Below are 16,541 nucleotides of genomic sequence, written 5' to 3'. Positions count from 1 at the left end.
TACAGGCTGCGCCGCTCTTCGCTACAGGGTGATCGCGATGCCTGCCTGCAGGGTGCGGGGGGCGCCCGGGTAGGCCCAGATGTTGCCCCAGGCGCGCTCTTCGTACTCTTCGTCGAACAGGTTGTTGAGGTTCAGGTTCAGGCGAACCCGTTCGGTCAGCGGATAGTAGGCAAGCAGGTCGACGGTGGTGTAGGCATCCATGTCGAACGCCGTACTGGTGGCACCGCCCTTGCGGTCGCCGACGTACTTGACGCCCATGCCGACACCGAGCCCGGCCAGCGGACCTTCGGCAAATTCGTAGGTGTCCAGCAGGTTGAAGCTGTGGCGTGGCACGTTGGCCAGGCGCGTGCCGACCGGCATCGATGCACTCGAGCTTTCGGTGACTTCGGCATCGACGTAGGCGTAGCCGCCGATCATGCGCCATTGCGGGGTGATGTTGCCCGCTACGCTGATGTCGAACCCGCGGCTGCGCGCTTCGCCGGCAGCAACCTGGTAATTGCTGTCGACCGGATCGCTGGTCAGCACGTTTTCCTTGGTGATGTGGAACAGCGCCGCAGTAACGCTGAGGTCGTGCTCTGGCAGCTCGTACTTGACGCCGACTTCGTGGGCGATGCCTTCTTCCGGGTCGAATGCCTGGCTGCTGCGGTCGGCGCCGCGGTTGGGCTTGAACGAGCGCGAGGTGTTGGCGTAGACGGCCAACTCCTCGGTCAGGTCGTAGATCAGCCCGAAACGTGGGGAGACGGCGTTGTGCGCCTGGTCCCAGCTGCCGGCGGGGGTGAGCTTGTTTTCATAGCGTTGCTCGAAGCGTTCCAGACGCGCGCCGACCTGCGCTGTCAGGCGCTCGGTGAGGGTGATCTGGTCCTGCAGGAAGAACGCGTAGGACTTCAGGTTCTCGTCATCGTAGGTCGTGGTGCGGGTCAGCGCCGGCAGCGGCTGGCCGTAGACCGGATCATAGAGGTCGATCGGGAAGTCGCCGGTCGCACCACCCGAGCGATCGATCTGGGAGTCGTAGTTGAAGTCGTCGAATTCCACACCGAGCAGAAGCGTGTGGACCACACCCGCGGCATCGAAGTGACCCTCCAGATTGGCCTGCACCGCCAGGTCGTTCCAGTTCAGCCAGCGCTCGCTGTAGTTGCGTCCGACCGTGCGGCCATCGGCGGCCAGGCCATTGTTCTCCACCGCGCCGCCGTCCAGGCTGCCGTCGAGGTACTGGATGCCGCCGCGCAGCATCCACTGGCTGTCCAGCTGGTGCTCCAGGCGCAGTTGCGTGGTGGCGTTCTGGTTGGTCAGCTTGCCGGCACTCTCCTCCCCGAGGAAGCGATCGCGTGACAGGTCGCCGGCCTGGTTGGGGTAGCGGGTCAGGCCGCGGTCCAGCGGATGGCGATTGTGCAGGTAATCGCCTTCGAGGATGAGCGCAGTGTCGTCGCTGAGCTGCCAGCGCAGCACTGGCGCAATGTTGTAGCGCTCGCTTTCGACGTGGTCGCGGAAGCTGTCGCTGCCTTCGGCGACGAGGTTGAGGCGATAGGTAAACGCGGCACTCTCGTCCAGTGCGCCGGTGGTGTCTAGGGTGCCGCGGCGTAGGCCGTCGGTGTTCACCTGGCTGCCGAGCACCGTGCGCCGCTCCGCCTGCGGCTGCTTGCTGACGATGTTGAAGGTGCCGCCCGGATCGCCGCGCCCGTACAGCATCGAGGCCGGGCCGCGCAGCACTTCGATGCGTTCCAGCGCGTTGGCGTCGGGCATGTTGGGATAGCCACGGTTCACCGCGAAGCCGTTGCGGTAGAACTCCTGGGTGCTGAAGCCGCGCACGAGGAATTCGGTCAGGCCCTGACCGCCGAAGTTGTTGCCACGCTCCACGCCGCCGGCATAGTCGAGCGCATCTTCAAGGCGCGTTGCGCCGATGTCTTCGACGACCTGCGCCGGCACGACGCTGATCGATTGCGGGGTTTCGTGGATCGCGGTGTCGGTGCGGGTGGCGCTGGCCGAGCGGGTCGCACGATAGCCCTGCACGGGGCCGTCGGCGCGCTCGGCCGAGGCGGTGACCTGCATCTCCTCCAGCGCCAGCGGTTCAGTGGGCGGTTCGTCGTTGGCTGAAGCCATGGCAGGGCAGGTGAGGGCAGGAATCGCGAGCATCGGGAGGAGAAGGCGCCGCATCGAAAGATCCTTGAGGGAAGGGAGCGAGGGCGGGCATCCTAATCTCAACGAAAACGATTATCAAATAGAAGGTGATCTCAACTGAATGCACGCTACGGCAGTTTGAGCTGGCGTAGCGGCGCAGGCAGATCGAGCACGCGGCGACACGCAACCAGCGCGCCGCGCAGCGCAGATAAGCGGCGGCCGCCAAGCGGCTCGGGGGTCACATTCGGCGGCTGCTCGGCGCTCAGTTGCAGGCGAGGACCACGCGGTCGCGGCCGGCTCTTTTGGCCTGGTAGAGCGCTTCGTCCGCGGCCTTGAAGGTCGCGTCTGGCGAGTCATGGCTGGTGCTGCAGGCGATGCCGATGGATGCGGTGACCGGCGCACCGGTTGGGCTGTTCGTATAACGCAGGCGAACCAGCAGGCGCTCTGCGGCGATGCGTGCACCGGCGGCGTCCGTGTCGGGTAGCAGCACCAGAAACTCCTCTCCACCCATCCTGCAGAGGACGTCGCTGGGGCGGGAGCACTCCCGCAGTACCGCAGCGAGGTAACGCAGAACGTCGTCGCCTACGTCATGGCCGTACTGGTCGTTGACCTGCTTGAAATGATCGATGTCCAGGGCCAGCGCGGCATAGTGTTGGTCGAGCAGCTCGAACTGCTTGAGCGCCAGTTCGAGCCCGCGGCGGTTGCGCAATCCGGTCAGCGGATCGGTCATGGACGCTGCTTCCAGCGCGCCCATCTTTTGCTGCAGCAGGGACACGCCAGCAAGCATGGCGACCTTCAGGCGCGAGACCTCGAAGTACCAGGAATTGACCCGCGATATACGGTTGGCCGCTTCCGGAGCGCTCCAGTGTTCGGCGGTATCGGCCAATGCGCGGATGGGCGCGGATATGAGTTTGGATAGCCACCAGAACACGGCCAGCGATACGAGCGCGAAAGGCACGGCGTTCATCAGGGTCGTGCGCGCCAAGCGTTCGAGCTTGGCGGTGATCGCGGCCGTGGGGCGCTGCGCGATGATGCCCCAGCCGGTACTCGGCACCGGGGCGTAGCCGGCCAGCATGTCGACGCCGAGGGTGTTGGTGACTCGCTGGCTGCCTTCGCGCCCGGTCAGCACCTGCTGAACGACCGCATTGGAGGCCACGTTCTGGCCCACCCGCTGTCCGTCCTCATGGAAAATCAGGTTGGCCTGCTTGTCGACAACGTACAGGTAGGAGCCGTCGCGGTAGTAGTGCACGCCAAGCAGGCCGTGCAGTGCGTTGCGCTCGCGCAGGAATAGTGACGCGCTGATGAAGCCGAGATAGTGCCCGTCGGGGTCGAAGATCGGATGCGTTACCGCGATCAGATAGGTGCCGTCCGTGGCGATGTAGGGCTCGCTGATCAGCGGAATGCGCTCGCTCAGCGCGCGCCGCGCACCCACGCTGTTGACCTTGAGGCCTACCAGCGCGGTGCTCTCCGGGGAAGCTGAAACGATCTCACCGGCAGCACTGACGATCACTGCTCTGTTGAACTGATCGCTGTTGAGCTTGAGTCGCTCCGTTTCGCTGTCCCGTGCCACGGGATCCTCGAACTTCGAGGAAAGCGCCTGCGCGGCATAGGCGAGTTCGCGACGACTGTTGAGAAAGAATCGGTCGGTGGTGTCGGCCAGCTTGCGCGCATAAGCCCTGTTGGCCTCCAGTGTCTGTTCGAACAGCTGGTCGCGCTGGGTGGTATAGCCGGCGAAGAAGCTGTTGGCGAAGGTGAGCAGGCCTGCCACGAGCGCTAGCAGGAGGGTCAGGCGTTGGAGATCCAGCCGGAACATGAAGCTTCCCGATTCTGCGTGTGTGTATATCGCCGCAACCTCTGAGCGGTGAGCGCGACTGCGTGGCGGGTGCAGACCCCTGGGGCGGAATGATACATGCCCGGACCGGGCGCCGAAGCGTCAACGACGGAAGAAAACGATCGGCCGCTGGCACAAGGGTGGTGCGGCGGATAACTACCGCTCTCTTTGCCGCTGAGCCCGATAACTGATTGAGCGGCGGGATGAGCTGGGCGAACGCATGGTCCAGCTGCAAGGTAGCCAGCTATGGGCCGAGAATCGTCAGCTGGGGCGGCGTTTGCAGCTGACGCCGGCATAGGCATGACCGGCGAGGTGCTGGCCGATCCACGGCGAAGGATGGTCAGAGTGCAGTCGACAGGGTGATGGAGCCGAACTGATCGTGCTCCTTTTGTCCCTGGAATTCGCGGCTGCGCCAGACGCTGGCAAAGGCCAGCTGCCAGCGGCTCCAGGTCAACGCCACGCCGAGCTTGGCGTCGCCGACCCATTCGCGGCGGTCCACTGAATGGCTGTCCTCGAAGGTATTACCGTCCAGCAGCATGTTGTGCGCCATATAGCGCCCTTCGAGATTGGCGAAGCCATACCAGGCGAAGTCACCGCCGGGGCGAAAGAATTGACTACCGCTCTGCGCTGGCGCCACCGCCGGGATGCTGAAGCTGCGCTGCAGGTTCTGGCCCAGGCGAAGGCCCACCCCGGCCGAGCCGTAGCTGTACAGGTTGCCGAGGGCGAAGCCTACGCTCGGGCCGTATTCCAGCTCGAGCCCGGCAAAGCGTTCCTGCAGCCACCAGCGATACTGATAGCCCAGATTGACGAAGGCTTCGTTCTCCAGCTGGTTATCCCAGCCGTTGGGTTCGTCGCTGTCGGTCACCTTGTGCACGGCACGCTGCAGGCGCTTGCCGCCAGCGGCCGGGCCGACTATGCCCACGTCCAGGTGCAGGCCCTGCGCCGCGCGCCAGCCGTCGTACTGGGTATCGGAGAACATCGACATGCCGGCGAAGAGCAGGCCGGCGTAGGGGCGGTCGTCATCGATCAGCGCTCGCGTTTCGATTTCCTCCGGCGTGTAGATCTGATGGCCGAAGCGATAGGCGACGTTGTCGACGGCATCGCCCGACCAGCCGGGCAACAGATCGGCGAAGCGCCGCGTCCAGCTCTGGTCGTCCGGTTCGAAGCCCCAGATGACTTCCAGGCCATTGGTGTAGTGACCATCGCTGCCCGAGGCGATGATGTCGTTCTCCGCCTTGATGGCGAGGATGTCGGCATGGCTGACGGCGGGGGCGGTGATGGATGCGGCGAGCAGGCACAAGCACAGCAAAGAATGAGAATGCATGATTCAACTCCTGGCTTACGTTCTTGTTTGTATGTTCCTTCTCGGACCATCACCGCTTCCAGCGGTTCGCTTGTCGCTCAGGGCGCGTCGTATGCGCCGCTTTTGGCCAGTCCCGCCTTGCTGAGCATCTCCTGTCTGGCTTCCTGCAGTTGCTCGGCCAGTGCCACGGAAAAGTCCTGCACGGCTGACCAGCGCAGGTGGATCGCATCTACGAAGGCGGCCGGTGGAGCAACCCATTCGCGATCGGCGTTCCAATACTGAGCCCCGTCATGCCCGGCGATGGCGGCGTTCAGCTTGGCGTCAAAGCGGGCGAGAAAGCTGCCATCGGCATCGACCTTGGCTTTCCATTGCGGATGCAGGGGCGTGGAAACCACCAGCAGCTCGCGCTGGTCCTGTTCCAGGCGTGCGGAGAAGTCTGCGAGTGCCACGAAGCAGCTGTCATCCAGCGCGTCCGGTTTGCCGTAGAACAGGCCGCGATCACCCTGCGGTTCCAGCGGCCCGTCGCCGTGGCGGGTGAATACCAGCGGGTCCCATTCGATCTCGTTGGCCCGTTGCGCCTTGACCGTCTGCGCGTTGCGCAGCAGCGAACGCGGCGAGAAGTAGCGCATGTAGTAGCCCCAGCGTGAGGCCTGCTGATAAACGTAGTGATCGGCATCCTCGCGGTCGAACACCGCATCCGGCACCTTCCAGCAGCCGGCGAAGTCCAGCGGATCGACGATCATCACCACCTGGCGGACGCTCGGTTCGCGGTCCAGCAGCCAGTTGGCGACATAGGTCGACTGGTTGGCGTGCAGGCCGCAGAACGCACCGTTGAGCGGACGCAGGCCCGGGGCCTGCTCGATCAGCACGTCACCATCGACATGGCGCCAGGCGACCGAGGAACCGACGATCAGCAGGTTCGGATCGGCAATGGGGTTGTGCCGCAGAAAGTGCAGCTTTTCGTCCACACACAGACTGTTGGAGAAGGCCGGTGGTGGCAGGTTGTCGGTGTGATTGAGCCAGGCGAGCAGGGCGGCAAAGCCGCCGAGCATCCCGAACAGCCCGGCGAACATTCCCAGCAGATAGCCGGCACGTATCCGCCGCTGGCCTGCTTCGGCCCCGGCGGCAACGCCGTCCGGGCATGTATCGACGGATCTGGCCATGACTCAACGCCCTCCGAGTTTGGTCTGAATCAACTGGGCAAAGTGGCCAACGTTCTTCAGCGATTCCAGTTCGGCGGTGCGGAACTTGATGCCGAAGCGTTGCTCGGCGGCCACGATCAGCAGCACATGGGTCTGGCTGTCCCAGCCATCGATGTCGTCGGCGGTGGTTTCGGACGTGAGGACGATATCGTCATCGTCGAACACGTCGTGGAAGACCTGGGTCAGCGCCTGGAGAATGTCCTTTTCGTTCATGCTTGCACCTGGATGTGATGGTTGATGGGAGTGCGCGAGGCCAGCTCGTAGCGCCAGAAACTTGCATCGGCGATGGCGTCGGCAGGGGCGGGGCGCTGCTCGAAGCCCAGCCGCGGATAGTGTTCGGCAACCATGCCGTTGCGTTCGGTGGGGCGGTATTCGCCGACCAGTGCGCCCCAGCCGGCAGCTGCTGCCGCATCGGCCAGCACCTCCAGCACGGCCATCTCGACTTCACGCCCCAGCACGCGGCAGCTCATCAGCCAGCTGTCGATCAGCAGTTCGTCAGCCTCGATAGCTGTATCCGGTCGCGCCAGCACCACGCTGATCAGGCCGTTATCGCCGAACTTGTCTTCCAGCCGCAGGGCCAACGCGATGGTTTGCGGATCGCTGGCCATGCGCTCGACTTCGGCTTCGGTATAGCGGCGGGTGGTAAGGTTGAACTGGTTGGTCTTGTTGATCAGCTGGGTGGCGCGGGCCAGCTCGGCGGTGCCGATGCGGCTGACGCGCAGCACCATCTGCAGCCCGCGCAGGTAGCCTTCCATGTCCGTGGCCTGGCTCTGCGCGGCCTTGCGTTCGGCATTCAGCGCATAGCTGCGGCCACGTTCGGCGTCATCGGAGGTAAAGGACACGGCCTCGAAATAGCCCGCGGCGGCGATGCGCGCGGGGTAATCGGCGACATCGTCGGGCAGCTCCGGTACGGCGACTTCCGGCAGCTCGCGGCGCACGATGTCGCGCTCGGCGGGGTTGTCGTCGACGAACACCAGGCTGTCCAGACCGATATCGAGCATGCTCGCGATGCGCCGCAGGTTGCCGGCCTTGTCTTCCCAGTTGGCGACGAAGGCTGCGATATCGCTGCGCTTGAGTGCCATCTCGGTATGTTCAAAGGCTGCTTCGGCAACGTGCAGGTCGTTCTTGCTGCACACCGCGAGAATCACCCCGCGGCGCGCCAGTTGCGCGGCATAACGCTGAAAGGCGAGAAACGCCTCGCCGCTGGGGCTGCCCTGGCCGAGCTGGATACCGTCGATGCCGTCATCACCGATCACGCCGCCCCATAGGGTGTTGTCCAGATCGAGTACCAGGCATTTGCGCGACAGCCCGGCAGTGGCCGCTGCGATACGCGCAAAGTGCTCGCCATAAAGCGGTGCCAGAGTCGGGCTGATCAGCTGCTTGGCCTGATGCCAGCGCACCGGCTCGGCCAGGCCGTCGCCATAGGCGGCTGCGTGCCAGGCCAGATCGAGCAGCAGCACGCCATCCTCGCGGGCAGCAGCGCGGATAGCGGCATTCAACCGTTCGATGACTGCCCGCGGCGAAGCCGGCACCAGTGCTTCGTAAGAGCCGAACAAGGGCGGCGCCACTGGCACCAGGGTTTGCTGCACCACCTGCGCAGCATAGCGCTCGCGGGCCCGGCGCCAGAGCAGGCGCAGCTCATCGACGCGCTCCGCGACGGCGGCATCTACCTCCGCCTGGCCTGCGTGCAAGGGCAGTTGCAGTGGCGCGTCATGGGCGTCCAGCGCCAGCAGCACCAGTTGCGGGGCGAAGGCGTTCAGCGCCGGGTCATCGGCCAGCAGCACCTGGCGGTACATGCCGTAGGGCGCAACATGCAGAGACAGCGCCAGGTGCCGTTGCAGCCCGGCCACGCGGATGGCCGGCAGCAGGTGATCGACCGTATGTGAGGACAGCAGTGCCACCCGCAGTGGAGTCAGGCGTGCCGCCGCGGCGTGCTGCTCGATGCCGGCGGCAGCCAGCTTGTCCAGTCGTGCGGTCAGGGTGAAATCCCGTTGATGAGCGGCCAGCTTGACGGCTTCATGCAGCCGCTGCAGCGGATCTTCGATGCGTTTGGCTTGGCCGATGGCACCGGATAGGTCCGGGTGTGTCGGCAGCCAGGAGAGCTGTTGCATACCTGAGACTCCTTGTCGTGGTCAGAACTGGAAGTAGAGGAACTCCGTCGGTGCCATGGAGAGGGCGATCGCCAGGGCGAAGAAACCGAGCATGCCTACTGCCATGCCGTGGATCGCCGTCGGCCGCCAGGCGCTGATCGGCAGCAGCCGCTCGGTCCAGTGCGGCTGGGGCTGGAAGTTGAGCGCGGTGCGGAAGTGGCCCATCCACTGCTGCACGTTGGGCATGCCCCAGACGAAGACCAGCAACGCCGCGATATAGACGAAGTCGGAGCGATCCATCGCCGTACTGGTCGGGCTCAGGCCGAGCATGCCGGCGAGGATCGCCATGGCGGTCGGCACGTCGCTGGCGCGGAAGAACACCATCGCCACCACCACGCAGCCAAAGGTCAGCGCGACGGCCGCGGCCTTGTGCCACCAGATGTCGCTGTCCAGCTTCCAGCCCTGACGCGCCTTCCAGGCACGCCAGCCGTGGGCGACCACCAGGTAGAAACCGTGCAGCAGGCCGAAGGCGACGAAGTGCCAGCCGGCGCCGTGCCAGATGCCGGAGATGAACATGGTGAACACGGTGGGGTAGGCGACCAGTGCGAAGAAGGTGCCGACGGTCATCTTGCCCCGTCGCGGCTGCGGCTTGCCGGCCGCCATGCGCGCACGGGTCACGCGCAGCACGATGGGGTTGTAGATGTAGGCGGTGAGAAAACGCGTCAGCGTCATGTGCCAGCGCGACCAGTAATCGATGACATTGCGCGCCTTGAACGGGCTGTTGAAGTTGGCCGGCAGGCTGATGCCGAACAGCAGCGCCAGCCCGATGGCCATGTCGCTGTAGCCGGAGAAGTCGAAATAGATCTGCAGCGTGTAGGTCAGCGCGCCGGTCCATGCGTCGTAGAACGCCGGGATGGTGCCGTCGGCGGCCAGGCTGAAGACCGGCGTGGCTTTCAGCGCGAGGGTGTCGGCGATTACCACCTTCTTGAACAGGCCGAGCAGAAACACCGTGGCGCCCAGCGACAGGTTGTCGATGCGCGCGCGGAAGCTGTCGCGGTCGTTGAACTGCGCGAGCATTTCAGCGTGGTGGGTGATCGGTCCGGCGATCAGCTGCGGAAAGAAGCTGATGAACAGGCAGTAGTTGGCGAAGTCATGTTCTTCCACCACACCGTCATGGGCATCGACCAGGTAAGCGATCTGCTGGAAGGTGAAGAAGGAGATCGCCAGCGGCAGGATGATGTCTTCCACCCGCCAACCTAGATCCAAAGCCGCATCCAGCGTGCCGAGCAGGAAGCCGGTGTACTTGTAGTAGACCAGCAGCAACACGTTGGCTGCGACCGCCAACCCGAGCACCAGACGCGAGGGGTGCTGGCGCAGGTAGCCACCGAGCAGATAGTTGACCAGCATGCTGCCGACCAGCAGCGGTACGTAATCCGGGTTCCACCAGCCGTAGAACACCAACGAGACGATGGTCAGCCAGATCACTGCGAGCCGCTGTCGGCCCGATCCGGTCAGCACGAAGAATCCAATCAACACCACCGGAAGAAAGCCGGCGATGAATTCCACCGAATTGAAAAGCATCTTCCCTATTCCCTGCTCAGCGTTCGTGCATTGCTGCTCAGGCCGCCGTTTGGCGGGGCGAGTCATCCATTCAGTCCTGGCGTCACGCGACCGACGATCCATCCTGGTCGGCGTTGCGACATCCTCGGTCCATCAGTGGCTGCTCGCTCGGGTTTCGGCCACCTTGGCCGGCTTCCCCTGAGCTCCTATGGCTCGGACGTGAAGGTGTAAAAAAAAGTTTCAACGTTTGTTGCACCGATGAGCGCTTTATTGCCGCAGGTCAAAAGGGCCCCAGCGGACGTGGCCTGCAGCCCATTTCCGTCGGTCGGGAAAGTTCCCAGCATTTTTTAAAGGCCCTGAAGGTTCGAGTTAGCACGAGCCGCTGGCGTAGTTGACCGAGCGTGGACAGGTGCCGGCCGGCTCAGCGGACGCTGCTCAACCCTGCGCTGCTGCGCGCGCGCTGGACGCTTCTCGACGCGGCGGCAGGCGGTTCGACCTTGCGCTGTAGGTGGCGCACGGTGCGCTTGAGGCGCTGCACCTTGTCTTCCAGCTGGAAGACCTTGCGATTGTTGTAGAACATGCCCAGCACGAACCCCACCGAAGTGAAGACCAGGCCATAGATGAGTGCGGCTTCATAGAGATAGCTGGAAAACATCCTGTCATCCTCTGCGGGTTATGGCTCTCGCTCGTCGAGCGAATCAACCCGGAATGGGCTGATGCCAATCTGCCTTTATGTGACAGGGCGCACATTGAAAACGTTCCCGGTGCCACGGTTGCGTATGCCGCGTACGGTCAGCGAGTGCCGGCGGACATGGCGATGGCTGCGGCTGCGGTCCGGGTCTCCACACCGAGCTTCACATAGACGTGCTCCAGGTGCTTGTTCACCGTGCGCGGGCTGAGCCCGAGGATGTCGCCGATATCCCGATTGGTCTTGCCGCAGGACACCCAGTGCAGCACCTCGACCTCGCGCCCGGTCAGCTGGAAGCGCTCGGTCAGGGTGGCCTGGATCTGCTTCTCGTCGGCCGGAGCCTGGGCCTGGCGAGCACTCTGTAGCGTGCGCGCGGTGCGCAGATGCGCGGCGACTCGGGCCACCACCTGTTCCGGGTGGATTGGCTTGGTCACGTAGTCGATGCCGCCGGCCTCGAAGCCGGCGAGTACGTGCTCGCTTTCGGTCAGGGCAGTCATGAACAGCACCGGCACGTCCTCCAGTTCGACCTGTGCCTTGATTCGGCGGCAGGTATCGAAACCGTTCAGCCCGGGCATCATGGCGTCGAGCAGAACGATGTCCGGCTTCAGCCGCTGCATGCGCTCCAATGCGCTGAGGCCATCCAGCGCCACCAGCACCATGTAGCCGGCCTGGTCGAGCGCGCCGGAGAGCAGGGCGAGGTTGTCGGGCACGTCATCGACGATCATCACGATGCCCTGGTTTTGCGGATGATCAGTTGGATGCATGGCTGTCCTCCATGTTCGTCTGAGTCTCGTTGGTCATGGCCTGATCCAGACGCTGGCCCAGTTCGTTCAGCTGGAAGCGTCTGGCCAGCTGGCGCAGTTCCTGGAGCTGCGCGGCGGCGGCCGGCAGGTCGCGTTCGAGCTGGTCGAGCAGTTCGAGCACGCCGCGCACATATCCGAGCGAGGCCTGTTGCTGCAGCGCATGCAGGGCATCGAGCGGCAGGGCAGCGGCCATCGAAGCGATGGCGTCCGCATCGCGTCTGAGCCAGTCCAGCGCCAGATGCTGGCGAATCTTGTCCAGCAGCACCGGGGCATGCACCGGCTTGGGCAGGTAGTCACTGCAATCGACAGCGACGCTCGCACCGTCGACGAAGGCATTGGCAGAAATGACGATGATCGGCGCCGTCGAACCCACCGAGCGGCGAATCAGCCTGGCGGTCTGCCAGCCGTCGAGCTGCGGCATGGAGAGGTCCATCAGGATCAGGTCAGGGTTGTGTAGCGACACCTGGCTGAGCGCCTCCTGGCCGTTGCTGGCCATGAGTATTTCGAAGCCCAGTGGCTCGAGCATGCCAGCCAGCACCTGGCGGTGTTCGATGTGGTCGTCGACCACCAGCACGCGGCGGCGCGGGCCGTGGTAGCTGATGATGTCGTGTTCGACATGGACCACCGCCTGCGGCACGCGCACTTCGGAAAGGAACAGGCGCAGCTGAAAAACGCTGCCGCGACCTTGCTCGCTCTTCATCGACAGCTCGCCGCCCATCAACGCGGTGAGCATGCGGGTGATGGTCAGGCCTAGGCCGAGACCGCTGTCCTGACGCAACGGATTGCCGCGCTCGAACGGCTGGAACAGTCGCTCCACCTGTTCGGGGGCGATGCCGACACCGGTGTCGGCGATCTCGAAGGTCGCGGTTTCGCGCAGGTAGCTGGCGCGCAGGGTGATGCTGCCGGCGTCGGTGTAGCGCACCGCATTGCCGAGCAGGTTGATGAGAATCTGCCGTACGCGCTTCTCGTCGCCGCGTACGACGGCCGGGATGCGGCCCTGGGTTTCGAAGTGGAAGCGCAGGCCCTTTTCCTCGGCCTGTGGCGCGATCATCTGGCGTACCTGCAGGAGGAATTCGGGAAAGGCGATCTCGGATGGCTCCAGATTGAGCTTTCCGGCTTCGATTCTGGCCACGTCGAGCAGCCCGTCGATCAGCGAGAGCAGGTGAGCCCCGCTGCGATGAATGGTGCCAAGCGCTTCCTTGTGTCGCGTCGGCAGCTCGCCATCGCGCAACAGGATCTGCGCATAGCCGAGGATGCTGTTCAGCGGGGTGCGCAGCTCGTGGGAAAGGCCGGTCACATAGCGGCTCTTGGCGGCATTCGCCGCCTCGGACGCTTCCTTGGCTTTCTGCAGCTGTTCGTCGGTCTTGCGGTGGGCTTCGATCTCCTGCATCAGCAGGTGGGTCTGGCGGTCCGACTCCTGCTGGGCGACGTGGCGGCTTTCGCGGGTCAGCACCACCCACCAGGCGAGAATCCCGGCGAACAGCGAGAGCACCAGGAATGCCTTCAGAAACGCCTGATAAAGGGTTTCTCCCGCCTCCTGCGGGCTGGCTGCGACACTCGGCGAAACCTGGCTGTAGATCAGCCAGAGCGCCAGCGAAAGCAGGCCGATGATCAGGCCGAGCACACCGAGGTAGTGCGCCAGGCGGGTGTGCAGGCGTGGGATGGATACCTGCGGGAAGGCCCAGCGGAGGAAGTTGTCCCACTGCGCCGAGAGCCGCGCGTGCGGCTTGCACAGGTCGCCACAGCGCGCATCGAGCGAGCAGCACAGCGAGCAGATCGGCGCACCGTAGGCGGGGCAGAAGGCGGTGTCCGGCTCCTCGAAGGCGTTGCTGCACAGCACGCAGGCGACTTTGCCGCGCTCGGTGTAGGGGTAGAGCAGCTCTGGCTGACGTTCGCGGGCGATATAGAAGCGCCCGCCGGTAACCCAGGCGATCAATGGTGCGCAGACCAGTGCGGTGCCCAGCGCGATCATCGGTGAGGCTGCCTGAGCCAGCGCACCGAGCACGCCGCTGTGGGCGAGAATCGCCAGCAGCGAGGCGATCAGCATGGCGCCGACACCCACCGGGTTGATGTCGTAGAGGTGCGCGCGCTTGAATTCGATCTGCCGTGGCGACAAGCCCAGCGGCTTGTTGATCATCAGGTCCGCGACCAGCGCGCCGATCCAGGCGATGGCCACGTTGGCGTACAGCCCGAGCACCTGCTCGATGGCCTCGAACACGCCCAGCTCCATCAGCATCAGCGCGATCGACACGTTGAATACCAGCCAGACCACCCGCCCCGGATGGCTGTGGGTGACGCGCGCGAAGAAGTTCGACCAGGCCAGGGAGCCGGCGTAGGCGTTGGTCACGTTGATCTTCACCTGCGAGACGATGACGAACAGCACCATGGCGCCCAGCGCCCATTCCGGCGAGGCGAACACGTAGCTGAAGGCCACCAGGTACATCTGTGTCGGCTCGGCCGCCTTGTCCACCGGGATTTCGTGCTGCAGTGCGAGAAAGGCGAGAAAGGCGCCGGCGAGCATCTTCAGTGCGCCGGGGATGATCCAGCCGGGGCCGGCGGCGAGCATCGCCAGCCACCAGCGAACGCGGTTCTGCCGGGTTTTCTCGGGCAGGAAGCGCAGGTAGTCGACCTGCTCGCCGATCTGTGTGATCAGTGCCAGCGCCACGGTGCAGGCGGCGCCGAAGGACAGCAGGTTGAACGAGCCACCGTCGCCTTCGCGGCCGGCGAAACTGGTCAGATCGCTCAGTGCCTCGGGGTTCTTGGCGATGACGAAGATGTAGGGCAGCAACAGCAGGATCAGCCAGACCGGTTGCGTCCAGAACTGCAGGCGGTTGATCAGCGTGATGCCGTAGGTCACCAGCGGCACGATGATGATCGAGCAGACCACATAGGCGAGCGCCAGCGGGATGCCGAAATACAGCTCCAGCGCCAGCGCCATGATCGCTGCTTCGAGGGCGAAGAACAGGAACGTGAAGCTGGCATAGATCAGCGAGGTGATGGTCGAGCCGATGTAGCCGAAGCCGGCGCCACGGGTCAGCAGGTCCATGTCCACGCCGTAGCGCGCCGCGTAGTAACTGATCGGCAACCCGGTGAGGAAGATCACCAACGCCACCGCGAGGATCGCCCAGAGCGTATTGGTGAAACCGTAGGAAAGGGCCAGCGTGCCGCCGATGGCCTCCAGGGCCAGGAACGACACCGCACCGAGCGCGGTGTTGGCGATACGAAACTCCGACCACTTGCGAAACGACTTGGGGGTGAAACGCAGGGCGTAGTCTTCCAGCGTCTCGTCGGCGACCCAGCTGTTGTAGTCGCGGCGAATCTTGACGATGCGCTGTGTGCCTGTGATCTGCACGCTGGCGGCCCCGGCTGGTTGTCGTTTCCCTGGTTTGAGCAACTTCCGTGCCCCCGTTCGGCACTGCTGATGACCCGCGGCGAAGCACCGATGCGCATGCCGGCGCAGCGCTGCCGTGATCGGCAGGTGAGGGTTGCCGGCTGCTGGCGTGCTCCATACCGGCGCAAGGATGCACCAGTAGTGCACCTGCTACGGATACGTCAGATGACGTACCTGCTTACGTCATCCTGCGTATACCCCGGCCAGACAGCCGAGCCCATTCTTGCTCCCGACCCGATGCCGGCCCGCAGCAGCAATGTTGCGGCAAGCCAAGCACGGCCCACCGAGACAGGAGCAATCATCATGGATTCAAAACTGACGGGTTCGTCACGCCGCCTTCCCCGCCGGCTTGCGCAGGGGGCTGCGGCACTCTCGATGCTGGCAATGAGCATCTTCGCCTCGAGCGCCAGCGCCGAGGTCAACACCACCGGCCTGGCAGTCACCGATACGGAAGTGGTGGTCGGGCAGCTGCATTCGGCGACGGGCACCATGGCCATCTCCGAGACCGGCTCGATCCAGGCCGAGCGGCTGGCCATCGAGCAGATCAACGCGGCAGGCGGCATCCTTGGCCGGCAGATCAAGGTGGTGCAGGAAGACGGTGCGTCCGATTGGCCGACCTTCGCCGAAAAGGCGAAGAAGCTGCTGGAGCGCGACAAGGTCGCCGCGGTGTTCGGCTGCTGGACCTCGGCCTCGCGCAAGGCGGTGTTGCCGATCTTCGAGCGGGAGAACGGGCTGCTCTACTACCCGACTTTCTATGAAGGCCTGGAGCAGTCGAAGAACGTCGTCTACACCGGCCAGGAGGCCACCCAGCAGATCCTCGCGGGCCTCGACTGGGTCGCCAAGGAGAAGGGCGCCAAGACCTTCTACCTGCTCGGCTCGGACTACATCTGGCCGCGCACCTCGATGAAGATCGCCCGCAAGCACATCGAGAACGTGCTCGGCGGCAAGGTGGTGGGCGAGGAGTACTACCCGCTGGGCAACACCCAGTTCGGCTCGCTGACCAACAAGATCAAGCTGAAGAAGCCTGACGTGATCTTCGCTGCCGTGGTCGGCGGTTCCAACGTCGCCTTCTACAAGCAGCTCAAGGCCGCCGGCATCACCGCGGACAAGCAGACCCTGCTGACCCTTTCGGTCACTGAGGACGAACTGCTGGGCATCGGTGGCGAGAACATGGCTGGCTTCTACGCCTCGATGAAGTACTTCCAGAGCCTGGACAACCCGAACAACGCCGAATTCGTCAAGGCGTTCAAGGCCAAGTACGGCAGCGACGCGGTGATCGGTGACGTCACGCAGGCCGCCTACCTCGGCCCATGGCTGTGGAAGGCCGCGGTCGAGAAGGCCGGCAGCTTCGACGTCGACAAGGTGGTTGCCGCCTCCGCTGGGCTGGAGCTGAACACCGCGCCGGAAGGCTACGTGAAGGTGCATGAAAACCAGCACCTGTGGAGCAAGACGCGCATTGGCCAGGTGCAGGCCGACGGCCAGTTCCAAGTGGTCTACGAGTCCGATCTGATCGAGCCGAACCCCTTCCCGAAAGGCTACCAGTAACCCTCTCTGCGCC

Annotated in this window: 11 protein-coding genes; 1 reads left to right on the top strand and 10 read right to left on the bottom strand. The window is 64.4% G+C overall.

Annotation, left to right across the window (positions count from 1 at the left end; genetic code table 11):
* Nucleotides 1-21 precede the first annotated feature (21 nt).
* From ACX1DW_RS09655 to ACX1DW_RS09610, 10 genes are all read right to left on the bottom strand, one after another.
* Nucleotides 22-2,151 carry a TonB-dependent siderophore receptor gene (locus tag ACX1DW_RS09655; protein WP_458993289.1) on the bottom strand — a complete coding sequence of 710 codons (2,130 nt, stop codon included), beginning with the start codon at nt 2,149-2,151 and terminating at the stop codon, nt 22-24.
* Between the two features lie 226 nt (nt 2,152-2,377).
* The gene (locus ACX1DW_RS09650) at nt 2,378-3,928 is read right to left on the bottom strand and encodes a GGDEF domain-containing protein (RefSeq protein WP_458993288.1); all 1,551 of its coding nucleotides are present in this window, start codon (nt 3,926-3,928) and stop codon (nt 2,378-2,380) included.
* Nucleotides 3,929-4,286: 358 nt separating this feature from the next.
* A complete protein-coding gene (locus ACX1DW_RS09645; protein ID WP_458993287.1) occupies nt 4,287-5,270 on the bottom strand; it encodes a lipid A deacylase LpxR family protein in 984 nt (327 codons plus the stop codon).
* Nucleotides 5,271-5,347: 77 nt separating this feature from the next.
* On the bottom strand, nt 5,348-6,412 hold the full coding sequence (locus tag ACX1DW_RS09640; protein ID WP_458993286.1) for a hypothetical protein: 1,065 nt from the start codon (nt 6,410-6,412) through the stop codon (nt 5,348-5,350).
* 3 nt (nt 6,413-6,415) lie between these two features.
* A complete protein-coding gene (locus ACX1DW_RS09635) occupies nt 6,416-6,664 on the bottom strand; it encodes an acyl carrier protein (RefSeq protein ID WP_045633726.1) in 249 nt (82 codons plus the stop codon).
* Nucleotides 6,661-8,562 carry an HAD-IIIC family phosphatase gene (locus ACX1DW_RS09630; protein WP_458993285.1) on the bottom strand — a complete coding sequence of 634 codons (1,902 nt, stop codon included), beginning with the start codon at nt 8,560-8,562 and terminating at the stop codon, nt 6,661-6,663. The genes ACX1DW_RS09635 and ACX1DW_RS09630 overlap by 4 nt, the downstream gene beginning before the upstream one ends.
* A 21-nt stretch (nt 8,563-8,583) precedes the next feature.
* On the bottom strand, nt 8,584-10,122 hold the full coding sequence (locus tag ACX1DW_RS09625) for an MBOAT family O-acyltransferase (protein ID WP_458993284.1): 1,539 nt from the start codon (nt 10,120-10,122) through the stop codon (nt 8,584-8,586).
* A gap of 400 nt (nt 10,123-10,522) precedes the next feature.
* A complete protein-coding gene (locus ACX1DW_RS09620) occupies nt 10,523-10,756 on the bottom strand; it encodes a hypothetical protein (RefSeq protein WP_015277635.1) in 234 nt (77 codons plus the stop codon).
* A gap of 137 nt (nt 10,757-10,893) precedes the next feature.
* A complete protein-coding gene (locus tag ACX1DW_RS09615; RefSeq protein WP_063541445.1) occupies nt 10,894-11,553 on the bottom strand; it encodes a response regulator in 660 nt (219 codons plus the stop codon).
* Nucleotides 11,540-14,944 (bottom strand): ATP-binding protein, encoded by a 3,405-nt coding sequence (locus ACX1DW_RS09610; protein WP_458993283.1) that lies wholly within the window; start codon nt 14,942-14,944, stop codon nt 11,540-11,542. Before ACX1DW_RS09610 ends, ACX1DW_RS09615 begins: the two co-directional genes overlap by 14 nt.
* Nucleotides 14,945-15,358: 414 nt before the next feature.
* Here ACX1DW_RS09610 and urtA point away from each other — a divergent pair, with 414 nt between their 5' ends.
* A complete protein-coding gene (gene urtA, locus ACX1DW_RS09605; protein ID WP_458993399.1) occupies nt 15,359-16,528 on the top strand; it encodes an urea ABC transporter substrate-binding protein in 1,170 nt (389 codons plus the stop codon).
* Nucleotides 16,529-16,541 lie beyond the last annotated feature (13 nt).

This window comes from Stutzerimonas sp. KH-1 (assembly GCF_054483855.1).
This window is presented reverse-complemented; position numbering and strand designations above follow the sequence as displayed.